At 56.0% G+C, this 17139-nt stretch carries 24 protein-coding genes; 14 read left to right on the top strand and 10 right to left on the bottom strand.

Annotation, left to right across the window (positions count from 1 at the left end; translation table 11 throughout):
- Positions 1–190 precede the first annotated feature (190 nt).
- A complete protein-coding gene (locus tag R6W86_RS09195) occupies positions 191–859 on the top strand; it encodes a glutathione S-transferase family protein (RefSeq protein ID WP_410329064.1) in 669 nt (222 codons plus the stop codon).
- Positions 860–968: 109 nt separating this feature from the next.
- A complete protein-coding gene (locus tag R6W86_RS09200) occupies positions 969–1478 on the top strand; it encodes an NUDIX hydrolase (protein WP_410329065.1) in 510 nt (169 codons plus the stop codon).
- 18 nt (positions 1479–1496) lie between these two features.
- Here R6W86_RS09200 and R6W86_RS09205 read toward each other — a convergent pair whose 3' ends face one another.
- Genes R6W86_RS09205 through R6W86_RS09220 form a run of 4 tightly spaced genes read right to left on the bottom strand, consistent with a single transcriptional unit; the run spans position 1497 to position 3787 of the window.
- A complete protein-coding gene (locus R6W86_RS09205; RefSeq protein WP_410329066.1) occupies positions 1497–2165 on the bottom strand; it encodes a DUF799 domain-containing protein in 669 nt (222 codons plus the stop codon).
- A complete protein-coding gene (locus R6W86_RS09210) occupies positions 2162–2509 on the bottom strand; it encodes a DUF4810 domain-containing protein (protein ID WP_410329067.1) in 348 nt (115 codons plus the stop codon). The genes R6W86_RS09205 and R6W86_RS09210 overlap by 4 nt, the downstream gene beginning before the upstream one ends.
- Positions 2502–2822 (bottom strand): hypothetical protein, encoded by a 321-nt coding sequence (locus tag R6W86_RS09215; RefSeq protein ID WP_410329068.1) that lies wholly within the window; start codon positions 2820–2822, stop codon positions 2502–2504. Before R6W86_RS09215 ends, R6W86_RS09210 begins: the two co-directional genes overlap by 8 nt.
- Positions 2819–3787 (bottom strand): CsgG/HfaB family protein, encoded by a 969-nt coding sequence (locus R6W86_RS09220; protein ID WP_410329069.1) that lies wholly within the window; start codon positions 3785–3787, stop codon positions 2819–2821. Before R6W86_RS09220 ends, R6W86_RS09215 begins: the two co-directional genes overlap by 4 nt.
- A 281-nt stretch (positions 3788–4068) precedes the next feature.
- Here R6W86_RS09220 and R6W86_RS09225 point away from each other — a divergent pair, with 281 nt between their 5' ends.
- Together R6W86_RS09225 and R6W86_RS09230 are read left to right on the top strand one after the other, a co-directional pair.
- Positions 4069–4656 carry a DUF2845 domain-containing protein gene (locus R6W86_RS09225; protein WP_410329070.1) on the top strand — a complete coding sequence of 196 codons (588 nt, stop codon included), beginning with the start codon at positions 4069–4071 and terminating at the stop codon, positions 4654–4656.
- A gap of 165 nt (positions 4657–4821) precedes the next feature.
- Positions 4822–5700 (top strand): patatin-like phospholipase family protein, encoded by an 879-nt coding sequence (locus R6W86_RS09230; RefSeq protein ID WP_410329071.1) that lies wholly within the window; start codon positions 4822–4824, stop codon positions 5698–5700.
- Positions 5701–5824: 124 nt separating this feature from the next.
- On the opposite strand, the gene R6W86_RS09235 is transcribed toward R6W86_RS09230, so the two are convergent.
- From R6W86_RS09235 to R6W86_RS09250, 4 genes are all read right to left on the bottom strand, one after another.
- Positions 5825–7129, bottom strand: coding sequence for a TRAP transporter large permease (locus R6W86_RS09235; protein ID WP_410329072.1), 1305 nt, complete (start codon positions 7127–7129; stop codon positions 5825–5827).
- Positions 7119–7613, bottom strand: coding sequence for a TRAP transporter small permease (locus R6W86_RS09240; RefSeq protein WP_410329073.1), 495 nt, complete (start codon positions 7611–7613; stop codon positions 7119–7121). The genes R6W86_RS09235 and R6W86_RS09240 overlap by 11 nt, the downstream gene beginning before the upstream one ends.
- Positions 7614–7673: 60 nt before the next feature.
- Positions 7674–8687 (bottom strand): DctP family TRAP transporter solute-binding subunit, encoded by a 1014-nt coding sequence (locus R6W86_RS09245; protein ID WP_410329074.1) that lies wholly within the window; start codon positions 8685–8687, stop codon positions 7674–7676.
- A gap of 107 nt (positions 8688–8794) precedes the next feature.
- Positions 8795–10180 carry an FAD-binding oxidoreductase gene (locus tag R6W86_RS09250; RefSeq protein ID WP_410329075.1) on the bottom strand — a complete coding sequence of 462 codons (1386 nt, stop codon included), beginning with the start codon at positions 10178–10180 and terminating at the stop codon, positions 8795–8797.
- A 233-nt stretch (positions 10181–10413) separates the two neighbouring features.
- Between R6W86_RS09250 and R6W86_RS09255 the strand changes: the two genes are divergently transcribed.
- The 9 genes from R6W86_RS09255 to R6W86_RS09295 all read left to right on the top strand — a co-directional run bounded on the left by R6W86_RS09255 (position 10414) and on the right by R6W86_RS09295 (position 14266).
- Positions 10414–10899 (top strand): NAD(P)-binding protein, encoded by a 486-nt coding sequence (locus tag R6W86_RS09255; protein WP_410329076.1) that lies wholly within the window; start codon positions 10414–10416, stop codon positions 10897–10899.
- 73 nt (positions 10900–10972) lie between these two features.
- On the top strand, positions 10973–11158 hold the full coding sequence (locus R6W86_RS09260; RefSeq protein ID WP_410329077.1) for a hypothetical protein: 186 nt from the start codon (positions 10973–10975) through the stop codon (positions 11156–11158).
- A 179-nt stretch (positions 11159–11337) separates the two neighbouring features.
- Positions 11338–11514, top strand: a complete 177-nt coding sequence (locus R6W86_RS09265; protein WP_410329078.1) for a DUF1328 family protein — start codon at positions 11338–11340, stop codon at positions 11512–11514.
- 62 nt (positions 11515–11576) lie between these two features.
- Complete coding sequence (locus R6W86_RS09270; protein WP_410329079.1) at positions 11577–11900, top strand: YqjD family protein; 324 nt, start codon at positions 11577–11579, stop codon at positions 11898–11900.
- 20 nt (positions 11901–11920) lie between these two features.
- Positions 11921–12394 carry a hypothetical protein gene (locus R6W86_RS09275; protein WP_410329080.1) on the top strand — a complete coding sequence of 158 codons (474 nt, stop codon included), beginning with the start codon at positions 11921–11923 and terminating at the stop codon, positions 12392–12394.
- A gap of 22 nt (positions 12395–12416) precedes the next feature.
- Positions 12417–13187: a type II CAAX prenyl endopeptidase Rce1 family protein gene (locus R6W86_RS09280; protein WP_410329081.1), complete on the top strand. Its 771-nt coding sequence runs from the start codon at positions 12417–12419 to the stop codon at positions 13185–13187.
- Between the two features lie 37 nt (positions 13188–13224).
- Positions 13225–13536, top strand: a complete 312-nt coding sequence (locus R6W86_RS09285; protein WP_410329082.1) for a DUF2860 family protein — start codon at positions 13225–13227, stop codon at positions 13534–13536.
- 77 nt (positions 13537–13613) lie between these two features.
- Positions 13614–13763 (top strand): DUF2860 family protein, encoded by a 150-nt coding sequence (locus R6W86_RS09290; protein WP_410329108.1) that lies wholly within the window; start codon positions 13614–13616, stop codon positions 13761–13763.
- Between the two features lie 296 nt (positions 13764–14059).
- Positions 14060–14266: a cold-shock protein gene (locus tag R6W86_RS09295; RefSeq protein ID WP_092001675.1), complete on the top strand. Its 207-nt coding sequence runs from the start codon at positions 14060–14062 to the stop codon at positions 14264–14266.
- Between the two features lie 316 nt (positions 14267–14582).
- Here R6W86_RS09295 and R6W86_RS09300 read toward each other — a convergent pair whose 3' ends face one another.
- Positions 14583–14960 (bottom strand): nuclear transport factor 2 family protein, encoded by a 378-nt coding sequence (locus R6W86_RS09300; protein WP_410329083.1) that lies wholly within the window; start codon positions 14958–14960, stop codon positions 14583–14585.
- A 210-nt stretch (positions 14961–15170) separates the two neighbouring features.
- On the bottom strand, positions 15171–16037 hold the full coding sequence (locus R6W86_RS09305) for a DMT family transporter (protein ID WP_410329084.1): 867 nt from the start codon (positions 16035–16037) through the stop codon (positions 15171–15173).
- Between the two features lie 120 nt (positions 16038–16157).
- On the opposite strand from R6W86_RS09305, the gene R6W86_RS09310 reads away from it, so the two are divergent.
- Entirely contained in the window at positions 16158–17081 is a 924-nt protein-coding gene (locus R6W86_RS09310; protein ID WP_410329085.1) for a helix-turn-helix domain-containing protein, read from the top strand.
- The last annotated feature ends 58 nt before the right edge of the window (positions 17082–17139 follow it).

Here is a 17139-nt window from a genome sequence, read left to right on the forward strand (position 1 = left end):
TCTCTGGGATCGGGACAGTTTAAACGCCAAACATGGTAGCCCAATCCACAGCGTAAATGAAAAACACCCCCTGCCGGACGAGCCTTCAGAAGCTGCTAAGGCCATAAACGAACGACGGGGTGAACCAAAAAGCCATTTGGAGACTACTCTTCAGGGCTATCCATTCTTTTGATGCGAACGGAGTTTGCGCATGATTACGGTTCATCACCTGAACAATTCCCGCTCACAACGTGTTCTCTGGATGCTGGAGGAGTTAGGCGTGCCCTACGAGATCCAGCGTTACGAGCGCGACCCCGAAACCATGCTGGCGCCGCTAAGCCTCAAGAAGGTACACCCGCTGGGCAAATCACCGGTGATTACCGATGGTGATCTGGTCGTGGCCGAGTCCGGAGCGATTATCGAATACCTTGCCCACACCTATGGCAAAGACACCATGCTGCCGGAAGGCGGCGGCCAGGCATGGCTGGATTACACCTACTGGCTGCACTACGCCGAAGGCTCCCTGATGCCTCCGCTGGTAATGCGCCTGGTGTTTGAAAAGGTAAAAACCAGCCCCATGCCGTTTTTCATCAAGCCAGTGGCAAAAGGCATCTCCGACAAAACCAATCAGATTTTCATCGGTCCGATGATCAAGACACACCTGGATTTCGTCGAAGCCCACCTGGCGAAAAACACCTGGTTTCTGGGGGATCAACTCAGCGGGGCGGATATTCAGATGAGCTTTCCGTTGGAAGCCTCCGTGGCACGGGGTATCGTCGGCAAGAACCGGCCTAACATCACCGCCTGGGTGGAACGAGTGCACGCCAGACCGGCCTACCAGAAGGCTCTCGAAAAGGGCGGCGAATACGACTTTGCCTGACTGGAAAGTCAACGAACAACAGGGACTGGGCTCTGTGGCATTCAACCGTTGGGCAAGTAACTTACGCCCCCATAAAATTCCTTTCCGGCGTCGCCTTGCCCGAGCCGCCGTGGCTTTGATCTGTCGGAAGACTGAAGACAGTCGCGTTGAGTTGCTGTTTATCCAGCGGGCCCGTCAGGAAGGCGATCCCTGGTCCGGGGATATGGCCTTTCCCGGCGGACGTATGCATCCGGAGGATGCCAGCCCCCGGGCAACCGCCGAACGGGAAACTCTCGAAGAAACCGGTATCGACCTGATACGCCATGGCCGTTTCCAGGCCCGGCTGTCTGACCTGATTACCCGCCGTCACAGCCGCTGGCGACCGATGGTTGTCACCCCCTACGTTTACGAATGGCGGGGGCCGAAGGCAGTATCGATGAACCATGAAGTCGAGCGCGTGGTGTGGATCCCTCTCGACTACCTCGCAGCCCGGGAGAACCAGGGCAGTCTTCCTTGGCGCACGCCTCTCCGCACCCTGAACATGCCCTGCTGCCGATATCAGGGCTACTGCATATGGGGGCTGAGTTATAGCATGTTGCAGGAGCTGCTGGCTCTGGACCTGATCCGCCTGAAAATTTGAAGAACCTGGAGCACGTTGCTATTTCGAGGCATTTACCCGCTGATAGTACTGCTCGTATGTCGGACTATAAGGCCCTGGTGGCACCCCGTTCACGCCATAGAATGCAGCCGCATTTGCCTGCCTGGTCAATGGCAGGTAATTCGGCGCTGCCCTTTCCGCCGCCGCGGTTACGGCCATGGCGACAAGGTCCACCAACGGATTACCCGAGCTGTTGTTATCAGGGGTGTACGTCATTCTCTGGCGGGCCGTCCAGAGCTCTGCTCCGTCTGCATTCACAATCCGATATTCGAAATCCACCTCCGTTGTGGTCGTCAGCAACATGTACCTGGACGTCCACTCGTGAATGGTCACGTACAGTATGGAATCTGCCTTGAACAGATTGGCCAGCTGTTCGGGCGGTGCGGCATGGACTTCGGCAGGTTCGTAATAGCCCTCGTATTCCAGCAAAGTTTTCACTGTGTTGACGGGGAAAACGTAATAGCCCTTCTCCGCGAGGTAGAAAGGTAACGTTGCCAGTAGCGAGGTTGTGCTCTGTACATCAGTCGACATATTGACAGGAGGCACCACCAGAATCGATTTGGGTGATGCATTGTGGAACGCATCAAGACGGTCTGGATTGCCTGTCGTGGCACAGCCGGTGACCAACGCGACCATGAAAAACATGAGGCCCAGCTTCAACGCCTTCATTGCCGGGCCTCCAGGTTTTCGATGAGCATGCTGAGCATCGGCCGACTCTCAGGCCACGCATCGTGTTCCATCCTGTAAAACTTGAGCGCAGCGTCCACCTCACCCTGCTCCAGCATAAAGGTGCCCGCCTCGGCAAAAAGACCCGGAGCTATCGGATGTTCAGGCGTACCGCCGGTTTCGACAAGCTCCACGTAGTTTTTCAGAGCTTCCTCTTTCAGCCCGGGTTCCTGATAAACCACAAACAGCGTTTCCTGATACTGCCCCCACTCATACAACCCCTGATTACTGGCACATCCCGTCAACAACACAAGCATCGACAATGCGAGAAAGAATCTATTAGTCATGTGTCCCTACCCTCAAAATCCTGTTAACACCGGCACCGAGATAAACCTCTTGGTGATAAACCACCTTACCATCAGATAAAAGTTCAACTTGATGAGTGCCATCAACAATTCTCAGCAGGTTTTCACCGGCCTGGTATTGACCAACATAACCATAGGAGACCCCGTCAATCCGGAGCTCATAGTATTCCGAAGCCACCGATGGCAGTTCGAACGCAATACCCGGGCGGTCATCGACGACCTGGGTATTGCGTGTGGGGGATTGGACGCAAGCCGTCAGGGTGAAACAGATCAGTAACGCGAGCAGAGTCCTCATTGTTGTTTCTCCTTGACGCGCAGTTCGCTCAGGTCATGGCCTTTCAGAGAGCCCTCAGAGATTTCGCCGACTGCCCCCTGTTCCAGAGGATCATCGCCAAACAGCCCGACAACCGTCAGCTCGGCAATTTTCTTGCCTGGCAGGGTGATCACCGTACCGGTAGTCTGAGATTTCACTTTCTTGCCTCGTGTCTCAACAGCAAACACCATCCCTTTGTCGACGCCCTGACTCTGACCGCCACTGATATAAACGAGATCCCCTTCCTGAGCCAGGACATCGGCTGTCCACGGCTTTTCAAGGAACAGCCCCGTCATCTTGTCCACGGCAGCTGTGACAGCCGCGGCAATAGCCTGATCATTCAGGCTGCCGTCGTATCCTGCCGCAGAACCAAACCCCATCGTGCGGGCCTGTTCGGTCGATGACGAACCCGATCCCGTCACAGAGGCGAACACCCTACCGGAGGTCACGTCCACTAACCGCAGATCGACGGTCGCGGTGGCTTCCTGCTTCTTGGAGGAGGACAAAAACCCGCGCTCACCTGTCGTAGCGCGCCCAAACTGGGTCAGCGAACCAATGACAAGTGTGTCGACGCCAACGATTGAAACTTCCTGACCGGACAGTTCCGCCTCCTTGCTCAACAGCTCAATATCCGGGCGCTCAAAAACCAGATAGCTTTCGCTGTTGGCCAAAGCCTGCAGGAACATGTCTGTTACCTTTGAACCCAGTTGATCCTCAGCATTGGAACGAAGCAGACTCCGACCATAATTCGTTTCATTGGAAATGCGCCCGACTGCAATTTTTCTTTTCAGGCTCAGTTGCTGGGGCTTGCTTTCTTCCAATGCGGCCTGCTGCGCAGCTCGCTGCTGCTCTGCAGTAACGGCCGGCTCAACTTCCGTCATCTGAGGCGTTTGGGTAGCACAGCCTGTAAGAACCCCCAACAGCAGCCAGGGAAGGATTTTTTTCATTGATTGGGCTCCTTAACCTGCCAGGAACAATTGTTTCAAGAACAAGTGATAACAGTGATGAGACAGCGGAAAGGGAATACGGACCAAGACGCGGAGGGGGTTCCTCTTTGAACCAGATGTCATCCCTTACATGATGTCATGGCCGATACTTTACAACAGGGATGTGCCGGAAAAATACACCAGTATCAAAAAGCTATATATCTTTACAATTCTTGATTCCGATCGCCTGCCGAGTCCGGTGCGCACTTCGGGGGGTAGTATTAGATCCAGATACCCAACTGATGCAAAATCAGACCATGACAACCCTCAAGCGACTTATGGCCCTGCTCACCCTCGCCGCCCTGGCCCAGACCGGCCAGGGTGCGCTTCGCTGCGGCAGCTCGCTGGTCAATGACGGAGCCTGGCCCATCGAGGTGGAGGAAAGCTGCGGGCCGGCGGACTACATCGCGGAATACCCCAGCGCGACGGTGCCGGGCCTCGGCGTGGTACAGACCGAAGCGCACTGGTATTACAACCACGGCCCACAGCGCTTCATGCAAAGGTTGGTCTTTCGCAACGGCAAGCTCGCCCGCGTTGACACCTTGGGGTACGGATTCCACACCTCCGATTCACCCAGGTGCACCCCCAACATGCTCAGGCATATCAAAACCGAATATGAACTGATCGCCCGGTGCGGCGAGCCAATATCCAAGCGTCTGGAATGGCAGGCACCCCCGCTTCGAAAACGCTCGGAAACCTGGCAAACCCTGCAACCGGTGCTGATTCAGGAGTGGTTGTATGACTTCTCGGACAATCAGTTTCGACAGGTTGTCACCCTGAAAAACGGTCAGGTTGTGGACATTGAGTCCCGCCCTGGCGAAGCGGTCTGAGATCTTAACCCGAAGAGCGCGAGTAACCAGCATCCGATCAGTTCAAAGGGCGTGGAGACCGCTCCTTGATCACCCGCGCACTATTGAACAAACTCCCGGACCATAGCAAAGTCGAAACATGATTATGATCGGCATTCCCTTCACCGTGTTCACAGGCGCTCGTGCATGAAACTCAACCCTTTTAACACTCGCATTGGCTTGGCTCTCGGGGGCGGTGCGGCAAAGGGCATTGCTCACATTGGGGTCCTTAAGGCGTTCGAGGAAGAGCAAATCCCGATCCATTGCATCTCAGGCACCAGTGCCGGAGCGCTGATCGCCAGTTACTACGCCTTCGGCCGTCCGGCAGAGTCCATACTGTCGATCTGTTCAACGCTGAACCTGTCGAAAATCATTAACTTCACCTTCGAACGCGGCGGCCTGTTCAGTACCGATAACATCCGGGCGATGATCCATCGGGATCTGGGGGATTGCCGGATCGAGGATGCCGAGATCCCCCTGGCCATTTGCGCGACGGACATCGAAACCGGTGAACAGCTGGTCTTCAAAAAAGGGAACCTGGCAGACGCGGTCTGTGCGTCCATGGCAGTACCCGGCCTGTTTGTGCCTGTGGAAGTGGATGGCCGGATCCTGGTGGACGGCGGGCTGGTGGAGAATGTGCCGATTTCGCCATTGGCGGGCATGGGCGCGGGTATTACCGTGGCCATTGACCTGAGCCATGTCAGCCGCTACCCGAAACCGCAGGACACGTTTGATGTGATCACCAATGCCATCAACATTGGTATCGATTTCAATACCCGCAAGCAGCTGAAAAACGCAGACATCGTGGTGCCGCTGGATTTGAGCCAATACAGCCTTACCAATAACGCCAAATGTGTGGACGAGCTTTACAGGGAGGGCTACCGCCCCATGAAGGAAAAGATCCGCAGGGTCCTCTGGTACAAGAAGATGAATCTGGTGATCTATCTCTTGAATGCTGCCAGGAAGTTGCTGCCCTTCAAGGTGCCCGAGATTATCAAGGACCTTAAACGCCACGGGCCTGCCTGAAAACCCATCGGTCCCGATTCAAAGGTGCGTTCTTTCTCCAAAACCTGGTGGAGGATGACCACCTCACATCGGATGACGCGTCATCCTCTGATAGGAGCAACCCGTGGCATTGAATTGTTTGCTCCTACCAGGCCCCCACCACATAACCAAGCTTCTCCGGCAGCCACAGCGCAATGCCCGGCATCAGCATCACCAACAGCAGGCTGGAAGCCATCGCCGCGATAAAGACCAGCGACCAGCCTATGGTGTGTTCCAGCCGGATATTCGCGATACGCGTGGTAACCATCAGGTTAACGGCAACCGGTGGCGTGAACTGCCCGATGGCGATGTTCATCGCCAGCAGGATGCCAAACCAGATCGGGTTCCAGCCGAAATGATTCATCAGCGGCAGCACGATCGGGATCAGGATCAGGTAGATGGAAATCGCATCCAGCAACATGCCGGCAATCAGTACCAGAATCATCACGAGGCCCAGTAACACCCAACCGTTCTCTGAGAGTGACAGCAGTGCATCCGCCAGATGCTGGAAGGTACCCAGGGTGGTGCCTGCCCAGGCGAAGATGCCGGCCAACGCGATGATGAACATGACCACCCCGGAGGTAACAGCCGCCTCGGTCATCAGATTCCACAGATCCCGGAGGCCCAGATTCCGGTACAGCAGACACCCAACAAGCACCCCATAAGTAACCGCGACAACGGCGGCCTCTGTTGGAGTAAACAGCCCCGAACGAAGCCCGCCCAGAATGATCACCGGGGCAAACAGCGCCGGCAGAGCGGCCTCGAAGCTGGGCCAGAATGGCGGGCGCTCGACCGTTTCCGGGTCTTCCCAGCGATACTTCCTGGAGAAATACAATGCCGGCGCCAGCAGGGACACGCCCGCCAGGATGCCCGGGAACAGCCCGGCGGCAAACAGCGCCCGAAGATCCACCCCGGGCACCACAATGGAATAGAGAATCAACGCTATGGAAGGCGGAATCAGAATCGCCGTCGAGGAAGAAGCCGCAATCAGCGAGGCGGAGAACGGCTGCGGGTACCCCGCTTTCTTCATGCTCGGCAACATCACCATCGCCACCGCCGCCGCATCGGCAGGGCCCGAACCACTCATGCCACCCATTATGAGACACACCAGCACCGCGACCACCGTCAGCCCACCGTGCCGGGGGCCAATAATTGCCTGGGCAAAACGAACCAGGCTGGCGGCCACACCCGCCCGCTCGAAAATCAGACCGGTCAGAATAAACAGGGGAATCGCAATCAGCGGGTACTTGGCCACACTGTTGTAGGTATTGGTGCCGAAGGTACCCAGCATGGCGGGAGGCAGTCCGGCCACAATGCCGACGACTCCGCCGACACCCAGCGCAATTGCCACCGGCACACCCATCACCAAGGCCAGCAGGAAGCTGGCAATCATCAACAGATCAGGACTCATGAATCGCCTCCGGGTCCGTCTTGCCCCGCAGGCGGTCAATCAGGTTCTGGGTCATGCGGATGATGATGGCCACCGACAACAGCGGCAGCCAGATCACATAGATCCAGTTGGGCAGCCCCAGTCCCGGTGACAGGGATTCCCACTGGTATTCCTGCCAGGCGAACGTGCTGCCGTACCAGGTCATGATACCCACAACGGTCAAACCGGCCAGCCACTGCAGCACAAAAACCAACTTGCGCGCCCACGGCGGAAGGTAGTGCTCAATCAGTTCGATGCGGATGTGCTGGTTATGGCGTGCGGCCACCGCCGCCCCCGCAAAGGTGAGCACCACCAGACAAAACACCGAGAACTCCTCGGTAAACGCGAACGACGCATCCGTCGCGTAGCGGACAATCACGTTGCCCAGGCTAATCCCGCAGATCGCAATCAGGGCAATGGTGGCCAGCCAGGCCTCAGGGCGAAACTTGGGAGAACGGGACGGCATGGGAACTCCGTTATGGAACAAGCGCCCGCCGATGGTGGCGGGCGCGGGGGCAGGTCTGACTTACTGGTTGCGGTTGGCAACAGCTTCCTGTGCCTGCTTGATGAGATCTTCACCAATCCGCGACGTCCATTTCTCATAGACGGTTTTCGTAGCCTCCTTGAAGGCTTCGCGCTGCTCCGGCGTCAACTCGGTGACTTCCACGCCACGCTCCTTGATGGCGGCCAGGGTCGCGTCCACTTCGCCACGGGATTTCTCGATTTCCCACTGGCCGGCATCAATCGCTGCCTGCTTCAGCAGTTCCTGATCTTCGGCGGAGAACTGGTCCCACACCTGATTGCTGACGGCAAATACCAGCGGATCCGCCATGTAATGCCAGCGGGTCAGGTATTTCTGGCCAACCTGGTCGATACGTGCCACGTCAAATACCGACAACGGGTTCTCCTGGCCATCCACGGCACCGGTGGTCAGTGCGGGCTTGGCATCGGCCCAGCTCATCTGGGTGGGGTTGGCGCCCAGAGCGGTAAACGTATCCTGGAACAGCGGAGAACCCACAACGCGGATTTTCAGCCCGTCCAGATCAGCCGGCTCATCAATGGTCAGCTTGGAATTGGACAACTCGCGGAAACCGTTCTCACCCCAGGCCAGCGGGGTCACGCCGCGTTTCTTGATGGCGGCAAAGATCCCCTCGCCCGCCTCGCCCTGGGTAATGGAATCAATGGCGGCATAATCGGGCATCAGGAACGGCAGGGAGAACAGGTTCAGTTCCGGCACCTGGGGCGACCAGTTGATCGTAGAACCGACCGCCATATCGATCAGGCCGGAACGCATGGCGGAAAACTCCTTGGTCTGGTCACCGGATACCAGCTGGGAGTTGCTGTAAATCTTCATATTGATGCGCCCGTCGGAGCGCTCTTTCACCAACTCCACCCACTTGTCAGCAGCCTGGCCCCAGGGAAAGGCAGACGGGAGAACTGTTGAGACCGTGTATTCATCCTTGTACTCGGCGTGAGAAGCACCACTGAACAGGAACGTAGCCGCCACAGCGGCAGCCAGAAGTGTGCGACGTTTCGACATAGCGATTTCCTTCTTATTGGAGTTGTTCCGATCGCCAAACGGCAATCAGGCAGCGGACCGCCTGAAGGAGTATAGAAAGGGTGCCATCGGGAGGCAACGAGTGCCCGCTAACGAGGCCGAATATTCTGATTCACCCGGAACAGATTCTCCGGATCATACTTCTGTTTGACCTCCACCAGACGCTTGTAGGCCGGCCCGTACGCAAACTCGACCCGGTCAGCCTCATCATGGGACAGAAAGTTGATGTAGGCGCCACCGCTGGCATAAGGCTTGGCAGCGTTAAAGAATGCGCGCGCCCACTGGCGGCAATGCTCATCTTCCTCGGGCGTTTCCCAGCGTCCATGCACATTCATCACGTAGTTTGCGTCACGGCTGGAATAGGCCATGGCGTCGTGCGCCACCCGGCCTGTTTCACCGCCAATGGAGGCAATAAAGATCTCACAGTGGGGCGATGGCAGCTTACCCCCATACTCGAGCGCAACGCGGATCACATCGTCGGTCAGCTTTACAAAGTTGTGGGACTTCCAGTAATTCCGTGCACCGTCCGCCAGCAGTGGGTCAAACGCCTGTTGCCAGTTGGCGTAGGGTTGAACACCGACATGCTCTCCGTGCGCGTCTCCGAACGAACGCAGAGGCGCAATCAGTTGTTCGCCGACTTCCGGGTCCCCGGCGTAGCAAATTGCCAGGGCGACAATCGGCTCGCCATGAACCGACTCAGGCAAGAAGGGCAATGGCGGCGCATGGCGAATCACCAACCACACATTCAGTTCATCGGGCATGATTTCCGTGAAACGCGCAAACTGCGTCAGTACCGACCGGGCCTGCTTAAACGGGAATACCATCAGCCCACTCAACAAATCCGGCCCCACTGAATGCAGCTGGAACTCGAACCGGGTAACAATGCCAAAGTTACCGCCACCACCCCGGGTGCCCCAGAACAGGTCCGGGTTCTCAGTGGCACTGGCGCGAGTCTGGCGCCCATCGGCGGTCACCATGTCTGCAGAAATCAGGTTATCCACGGTCATGCCAAACTTGCGGCTGAGCCAGCCAAACCCGCCCCCCAGGGTCAGGCCTGCGACGCCCGTTGTGGAATTGATACCCAGCGGCGTCGCCAACCCATGCACCTGGGCAGCCGCGTCAAAATCCGCCAGTGTGCAGCCGGGCCCCACGAAGGCCCGTTGTTTCTCAACATCAACCTCAACGTCCTTCATTTGAGACAGATCGATCATCAGGCCATCGTCGCAAACCGCATTGCCCGCGATGTTGTGCCCGCCGCCCTTGACCGAAACCAACATGGACTGATCACGCCCGAAGTTGACCGCAGCCACCACATCCTCCGCCGAATGGCACTGGGCAATCAGCGCCGGCTTCCGGTCAATCATGGCGTTCCAGATCTGACGAGCCTCGTGATACCCGGCATCTGCCGGCTCAAACACAGGGCCACCGAACTGCCCTCTGAAGGTGTCAATTGTTCCTTGCTGTAACGTAGTCATAGCCATCTCCTTGCCCTGTAAGGCTCCTCTCTCCATCCTGCGCCCTTCCAGCGGGAACACCAGCGGGTTATTAGACTGTTTGAGGACTATGGTGGAACTGTTAGCCGGTTTTGGTCAGGAAAACGGAGAATGTTGGCGCTGGGCGTCAGGAGGGTGTAGCTTGATAATTGAACGCAATGCGTCGATCACCCCCTACCATCTTCGGGATGCCACCGCATTTGCAGGAGCATCCAATGGACACCAAGGAAGGCCTCGATCTGATTATCGTGGGCGGGGGCATTGGCGGCGTCATCTGTCTGAAGTATGCCAAAGACGCCGGGCTGAACGCGCTGCTTCTGGAGCGCGGTGAGTGCATCGGAGGCCTATGGCGCGACCTCCCCTCCTGGCAGGACATCCAGTTCCGCAAGGAGGATTGGACACTCGGCACCCTCCCGCTCGCACGAAAGGACCAGACCAACATCCTGGGCAACATCTCCGCCGACGCTCCCAACCTCTTCCCGCTGGCACCGCAGGACCGGGAGAGCTACCCATTTGGCATTTGGTACCTGAGGTATCTCTGGCTCGCACTGTTCCATCCATGGAAACGACCAATGCCTATCACTAGAAATGCGATGCGTGCTTCGAAACCGCTACAAACTTGCTTCTTACGCTCATTCGTAGCCCACGGACACCAAACTGCTATTCTCTTTCGTAGGGTCGACACTTGTCTTGCCTGCTGATGGCTGCAGGTCTGACATTGTTGCGGGGGCTTGAACGGGAAGTGGTTAACTGCCAAGAACGGAGGAAATGGACATGAAATGGATCGTACTGATCATTATCGGCGCCATTGTGGCATTTTGGCTTTATCGGGGCCGTCGCAAAAACAACATTGAAGATCCTGAGGTGAAGACCTTTGAAGAAAAGGATTACTACCTGACATCGGATGAGAACGCATCCGATGAAGAGTCGTACTCTGATAAAAATAATCCGCGGCACTGAGTTTTTCGGAAATGCTCGCCAGGGAAGAGTTACGGAACCTCGTTGACAGGCCTCGCATTGTCCTGAAAGCGTCCCCGGATGGACTCCCGGTTACTGTCCTTCCACATCCACCCCTGAAAGTTGCGAATCCCGAGATCGCCTGCCATGTTTGAAAGACACCCATGAAAGGAGGATAGGAGATGCTCTATTGGGCTGTCGTATTTCTGGTCATTGCGATCATCGCGGGTGTTTTGGGTTTTGGCGGCATCGCAGGAGCCGCCGCCGGCTTTGCGAAGATACTGTTTTTCATCTTCCTCGTGTTGCTGGTTGTATCACTGGTAGTTAACGCCCTGCGAGGCAAAGGTCCAAAAGTCTAACGGGTGTCGCGGGCACCCGTTCGCCGCTCAGGCGGTAAATCCATTGGTTCAGGAGATGAAAAATGGAAACTAAATCCAGCCAGGAAGAGTACAAACAACTTCAGCAGGATCTGAAGCAGCTTCGGGAGGATCTGGCCAATCTGACGCGCTCCGTAACCGAGAGTCAGAAAAGCAACATCAGCAGTCTCCGGGATGAAATTCGCCGGGAGAGTCGTGAGGCGTTTGATCAGGTCAGGAAAACCGGCAACGACGCAATGAACAGGGCCAGGGATACCGGTGAAAAGGCGGTTAGTGAGATTGAGCACAAGATTGAAGAGCGGCCTTTCCTGAGTATCGTGCTCATGTTCCTGGCAGGTGTTCTTGTTGGTAAGTTGCTCGATCGCTGACCATGGCTGACTCAGCACCAATGAAGGAAGCGGTTCGCAAAGCCGTTGCCGCGGTTACGGGGTTCATACTCGCGCTGGTTTTGCTTACCGCCCTTCTGATCACCGGATTCTACCTCCTGGTCCAGGCCGCCATCCTGTCGCTCTTGCCATACCTGGGGCAGGCCGGGGCCATGGCAGTGGTTGGTTCAGGCTGCGTCGTCCTTCTCGCCGCCTTCTTCTGGCGGATGACCGCCAGCAGCTCATCGGCCGCGGGCAGCATGGGCAAAGGTGCCTTAACAACATCCGCTATCGACACGTTGCGTGAGTTCATCCGGGAGAATCCGCTGGAATCGGCCATGACAGCGTTCGCAGTTGGCGTAGTTCAGGAATCAGACCCCCGGCTCAAAAACCTCTTGATGCAAGGGGGAATGGCGCTCATGAAACAGCCCAAATCGCAGGATCCCGAGGAACCGACGACCCATCCCTCCCAAGATGACGAGGCCAACCGGGAGTAAGCCCGTCCAGGCGTTTCAGGCCATGACGCTATTCCTGGTACTGACCTTCGGCATCGCCTGGGGAATCCTGGCTGCCTATATCTTTCTCCCGGAGACCATGGTTGGCCTGTTCGGGGAAATTACCGGCCAGCACCCTCTGTTCTATCTTGCTGTCTGGGCGCCGGCCATATCGGCGTTCATTGTGGTTTTCCGATGGTCCGGTCTGGAAGGATTGCGCAGGCACATCGGGCGCGCCCTGCTATGGCGCTGCTCATGGCATTGGTATACCTTTTTATTGCTTGGAGTCCCCCTCGTATTCTTTGCGGGCTCACTCCTCAAGGGAAACCTCTCGGATTTTGTCTTTCCCTTTGATTCAGCTTCATCCTTCCTGGTCGCCCTTGTTTTTATTGCCATTAAAGGCCCGATCGAGGAGTTTGGCTGGCGTGGTTTGGCGCTACCTCTGCTCCAGCGCAGGATAGCCCCCATCTGGGCGGCCCTCATTATCGGCGTCATCTGGGGCCTATGGCACACACCGGCCTTCCTGTTGAGCGGCACCGAGCAAAGTGCATGGTCATTTTTACCTTTCTTCACCGGCACCATCGCCCTGAGCGTTATTGTCACGCCACTATTCAATGCGTCCCGGGGAAGCATTTTCCTCCCCGCACTTTTTCACTTCATCCTCATCAATCCCGTCTGGCCCGATGCCCAGCCCTACGACACCTATCTGTTTGCGCTGATTGCCGTCGTCATCGTCTGGCTGAACCGCCGGACCATGTTTACTCGTAAATACGGCATTACAGAGGTCGTTCCTTGATAACGCCTGCCCACTCCATGATTGCCGGAGCTTTCAAATGAAAAGGTATCTGGCACTTTCCTCCCTGGTCATCGCACTGCCTGGTTACGCGCAGCTGGCTCCCGAGCAAGGCATCAGCGGGGAGGTTTCATTGAATGCGTTTGGTACGTCTTCAGCATCCAATTTCAATACCGACGGTAACGCAACCATCACATCCCTTGAGAACAAGGCACAAAGTGAATCAGAAAGCCTGATAGCGCCACCGGGCAATATTGCCTACACCTTTGGCAAGGAACTGGCGCAGCAGATCTACTTTGGCACCACACGGTCAGCTGGTTCAATCTTCTGGGGCGGCAAAGCCTGGTGTTAACGGCGGGGTTCGCCAGTCGGGACTAGGACAGCGCAAGCACGCTGTTCAATAAAAAGCGTTCGGATGACGAGTTCAGCCTGTTCGCTGCCTACGAATACGCGGAATTCATTGGATGGGAAGACTGGTCGTTCATTTCCTTCGCCGGCTATGGCGACACCCAATCCAACCTGACCTTCTACGGCGAATCTTCGTACCTGCTGGCCATTGGTCTGAACTACAGGTTCTGACCAGTGGAACAGGTTTATTCAAGGCTCTGCAGGACGCAACTTCGAAGACAGTGAGAAAATGAATGGGGGTTTTCAGAAAACAATTAAAACTTTGCTATGCAGCACCGCTTAATTAGCGTACTGTCTAACTCGTTGGAAAGATTTAGCAAAGCATTTCACGAATAAGACCTTTTGTGTTGTCACACCTCTTGTCCTGTTTTTGATCCTGCACGTTTTTTGTTTCCCGCATATCGCTGATCAAAGATCACAACGATCTTTTGACGGCACATTAATGATTAATTTCAGGATATCTATTTATGTCTACAATTACCGGCAACGTTAAGTTCTTCAACGAAGCAAAAGGTTTTGGCTTTATTTCTCGTGAAGGCGGCTCAGACGTCTTTGTGCACTACAGCTCTATTCAGGGTAGCGGTTTCAAAACTCTGGCCGAAGGCCAGGAAGTTGAGTTCAGCGTGACCCAGGGCCAGAAAGGCCCACAGGCAGAGAACGTAATTGGCCTGTAAATAACAGCCAATACGCGATGAAAAAAGGCAGCCTCAGGCTGCCTTTTTTATTGTAAATCGAAAACCGGGGCAGGTTTCTGTTCCGCAACCTGCCTTTAAGCCTGAATGCCAAAAAGATGTTGCGCTGGTCTTTTGCGTCTCCAATTTAATGGTAACCTCAGCTACGCATTTACACTGTGGAACACATGCTGCAAGACCCAAGAACAAGAATTAAATACCAGTTCGTGGCGCGGATTCTGGATACGTTCGACATAATCAGATCAGATTTACTTTAGCTAGCGGAGTTTCTGAAGCATCACGACAACCCCGCAGCGTTTCAGTCAGCTGACGGCATACTCCCACCCAACATATTTTCAATCACTGCCGCATTATAGAAAGTTTCAACGCACTGGATTTTGCCCTCCCGCACACGAAACCAGACGGCAAGGCGCACGTCCCCGATCGGCTCAAAGTAGGTACGATAATCCAGAATCGCAAACACATGCTCACCGTCGGCACTGAGCTGCCGGAGGACCAGATCTTTCTGGATGGCAAACATACCGAACTGATAGGCCAGCATGTCGTCCCGGCTCAGGAAACGCATGTTCGGGCCCACATATTCAAACCCCTCGGCAGCCAGCAAGGCCTTTGCCTCATCCAGCCGCTGGGCACGGATATCCGCGATAAACTGCGCCACTATGTCCTTTGGCTCCATGAATCAACTCCATTTTCCGGAACGAGAAAGGCTGGATCCCCGAGTTCGCGTAGCTGTCATACACAACTGTGTGTCTACTGGCCTTGTATAGCAGAAAATGGCGTGGTGACAATGCCCCAGCAAGCTATCGAACTCCTGCCCAAGCGGCCTGGTGTGCGCAACAGATGGGAAAGGCCAAAGCCTCAGCGCTCACCGGCACCATGCTCTGAGCTATGTTCTGGCCGTGCGGAACAGAACAAAGTTCCCAAGCAGCGCCAGGAATGCCCCCAGCACCGCCGTGACTGTCCACTCAAAGCCCTCCAGCCAGGTCGAGACGCTCAGGGCTACAACCGGAAACAGCACCGTCGCATAGCCGGCTTTGTCGGCGCCAAGGGTCTGGATCACCGTGATGTAGCAATAGAATGCAATGATGGATCCTGGGACCGCCAGAAACACAGTTGCACCCCAGAAGGTAGCCACCGTGGGCAAGACCCACTCCACGCCCTGCACAAGACACCAGAGGCCCAGAATCAACGCTCCATAGACCATGGCCCAGGCATTCGCCAGGAACAAAGGCACCTGCGACGTCTGTACCTTGATGCTGACCAGGTTGCCCAGGGAAAACCAGAAGGTGCCGGCAATCGCAAACAGGATGCTCGTGGCTGTGGCATTGCCCAACTGCAAGTCGTGCCAGAACAACAAAGCCACACCGGTGATACCCAGAGAAATCGCAGGGTAAAGCCGGGCTGTGGGTTTCAACCGCAACCAAAGCCAGCCATTGAGGGCATTGAACAGGGCTGCCAGCGAAAACACCACCGCCAGCAGGCCGCTGGTCATGGATTCTGCTGCACGGTAGATCAGCAGAAAGTTCACGCTGTAGAGGGTCAATCCCTGCAGCACCAGCCAGCTGTGCTGTTTCAGCGTCAGTTTCTGCAGGCGTCGCACCAGAGCCAGAACTACCAGAGCGACGGCAGAAGCCATGAGGAACCGGTAGAAAACGGCCAGGTCGACGGCTGCAGATTCAACCTGCAGGCGAATCGCCGTCCAGGTGAGGCCCCAGATCAATACCGTCAAACCATAATGAGCAGAGATTGGCATACCCGTGAATCCTATAGCTATCGGGAACAATCGTTGATCAGGTGCCCAGGATAGGATGGGGAAGACACCAAAACTTGTCAGATCCTGCTGAACCATGGATGATTCTTGCGGAGGCCCGATATGCACACTGACTCTGAATCCGCATCAAATCTGCCGACACAACCACGTCTGGCCCATCGGGATATCGTTGATGCCCTGACAACCGCTGGCGTTGCACCCCAGAGAATGCTGGAACTGGATAACGGGCGTGCTCTGGCGCAATGGCAAAATCGCCAGGGCGAAGTGCGTTACGAGCGGCCCCGGCACCATGCACTGAGTATCTATATCGATAAGGGTGAACATGCCAGGCGTGTAGTGAACGGGAAAACTGTCAGTCAGGGCTTTCCCGGTGCCGTTTGTCTGTTTCCGGCGGGTAGCCGCTCAACCTGGCAGATCAACGGACAGTTTGAATTTTTCCATTTCTACTTCAATGATCTGGACATTGCTCAATGCGCTGAGCAAACCTGGGATTCCGACCCGGACAAACTCCAGCTTTACGAGCTCTACCATGGCGAAGACCCTATTCTCGCCCAGGCTGGCAAGCTGCTCACGCTGAGCGACTGGCAGGCACCGGGCCAAAACATAGCTATGGACCACCTCGCTCAGTGGCTTCTGCTCCAGGTTGTCAGCCGGCACTCCGGCATTCAGCAAGCACCCCCAGTAGTCACGGGCACGTTCTCACCTCGGTACCGCCGACTTCTGCAAGAACGTATCAACGCGCAAGTAAGCCAGCCACTGACGCTGGCCGACATGGCCAGCTGGGTTAACCTGAGCCCTTACCACTTTGCCCGGCTTTTCAGGGCCAGCTTCGGATGTGCGCCCTACCAGTATGTCCAGGAGCAACGTTTGATCAGGGCTAAAGACCTGCTGCGCCAGAGAGGCAACAAAATTACCGCCATCGCCCTGTCCTGCGGATTCAATGATTCCAGCCAGTTCAGCCGGGCATTCAAGTCAAGATTTGGAGTGACTCCGTCAGGTTATCGCGCCCAGAGCGGACTCGACTAGCTTAGGCAGTCGGGCTGAATCACAAGTTATGACCAGGCCTGGTCGTGATGGGCTGACC

The sequence above is a fragment of the Marinobacter sp. genome (genome assembly GCF_046484525.1).
In the GTDB taxonomy this organism is placed as follows: Bacteria; Pseudomonadota; Gammaproteobacteria; order Pseudomonadales; family Oleiphilaceae; genus Marinobacter.

Coding starts and splice junctions, on each gene's coding strand:
- R6W86_RS09235 (WP_410329072.1), bottom strand. CDS start 7,129: ATGAGTCCTGATCTGTTGATGATTGCCAGCTTCCTGCTGGCCTTGGTG.
- R6W86_RS09285 (WP_410329082.1), top strand. CDS start 13,225: ATGAAAAGGTATCTGGCACTTTCCTCCCTGGTCATCGCACTGCCTGGT.
- R6W86_RS09305 (WP_410329084.1), bottom strand. CDS start 16,037: ATGCCAATCTCTGCTCATTATGGTTTGACGGTATTGATCTGGGGCCTC.
- R6W86_RS09300 (WP_410329083.1), bottom strand. CDS start 14,960: ATGGAGCCAAAGGACATAGTGGCGCAGTTTATCGCGGATATCCGTGCC.
- R6W86_RS09255 (WP_410329076.1), top strand. CDS start 10,414: ATGGACACCAAGGAAGGCCTCGATCTGATTATCGTGGGCGGGGGCATT.
- R6W86_RS09215 (WP_410329068.1), bottom strand. CDS start 2,822: ATGAGGACTCTGCTCGCGTTACTGATCTGTTTCACCCTGACGGCTTGC.
- R6W86_RS09265 (WP_410329078.1), top strand. CDS start 11,338: ATGCTCTATTGGGCTGTCGTATTTCTGGTCATTGCGATCATCGCGGGT.
- R6W86_RS09195 (WP_410329064.1), top strand. CDS start 191: ATGATTACGGTTCATCACCTGAACAATTCCCGCTCACAACGTGTTCTC.
- R6W86_RS09225 (WP_410329070.1), top strand. CDS start 4,069: ATGCAAAATCAGACCATGACAACCCTCAAGCGACTTATGGCCCTGCTC.
- R6W86_RS09230 (WP_410329071.1), top strand. CDS start 4,822: ATGAAACTCAACCCTTTTAACACTCGCATTGGCTTGGCTCTCGGGGGC.
- R6W86_RS09270 (WP_410329079.1), top strand. CDS start 11,577: ATGGAAACTAAATCCAGCCAGGAAGAGTACAAACAACTTCAGCAGGAT.
- R6W86_RS09210 (WP_410329067.1), bottom strand. CDS start 2,509: ATGACTAATAGATTCTTTCTCGCATTGTCGATGCTTGTGTTGTTGACG.
- R6W86_RS09275 (WP_410329080.1), top strand. CDS start 11,921: ATGAAGGAAGCGGTTCGCAAAGCCGTTGCCGCGGTTACGGGGTTCATA.
- R6W86_RS09280 (WP_410329081.1), top strand. CDS start 12,417: ATGACGCTATTCCTGGTACTGACCTTCGGCATCGCCTGGGGAATCCTG.
- R6W86_RS09205 (WP_410329066.1), bottom strand. CDS start 2,165: ATGAAGGCGTTGAAGCTGGGCCTCATGTTTTTCATGGTCGCGTTGGTC.
- R6W86_RS09250 (WP_410329075.1), bottom strand. CDS start 10,180: ATGACTACGTTACAGCAAGGAACAATTGACACCTTCAGAGGGCAGTTC.
- R6W86_RS09245 (WP_410329074.1), bottom strand. CDS start 8,687: ATGTCGAAACGTCGCACACTTCTGGCTGCCGCTGTGGCGGCTACGTTC.
- R6W86_RS09240 (WP_410329073.1), bottom strand. CDS start 7,613: ATGCCGTCCCGTTCTCCCAAGTTTCGCCCTGAGGCCTGGCTGGCCACC.
- R6W86_RS09260 (WP_410329077.1), top strand. CDS start 10,973: ATGAAATGGATCGTACTGATCATTATCGGCGCCATTGTGGCATTTTGG.
- R6W86_RS09295 (WP_092001675.1), top strand. CDS start 14,060: ATGTCTACAATTACCGGCAACGTTAAGTTCTTCAACGAAGCAAAAGGT.
- R6W86_RS09220 (WP_410329069.1), bottom strand. CDS start 3,787: ATGAAAAAAATCCTTCCCTGGCTGCTGTTGGGGGTTCTTACAGGCTGT.
- R6W86_RS09310 (WP_410329085.1), top strand. CDS start 16,158: ATGCACACTGACTCTGAATCCGCATCAAATCTGCCGACACAACCACGT.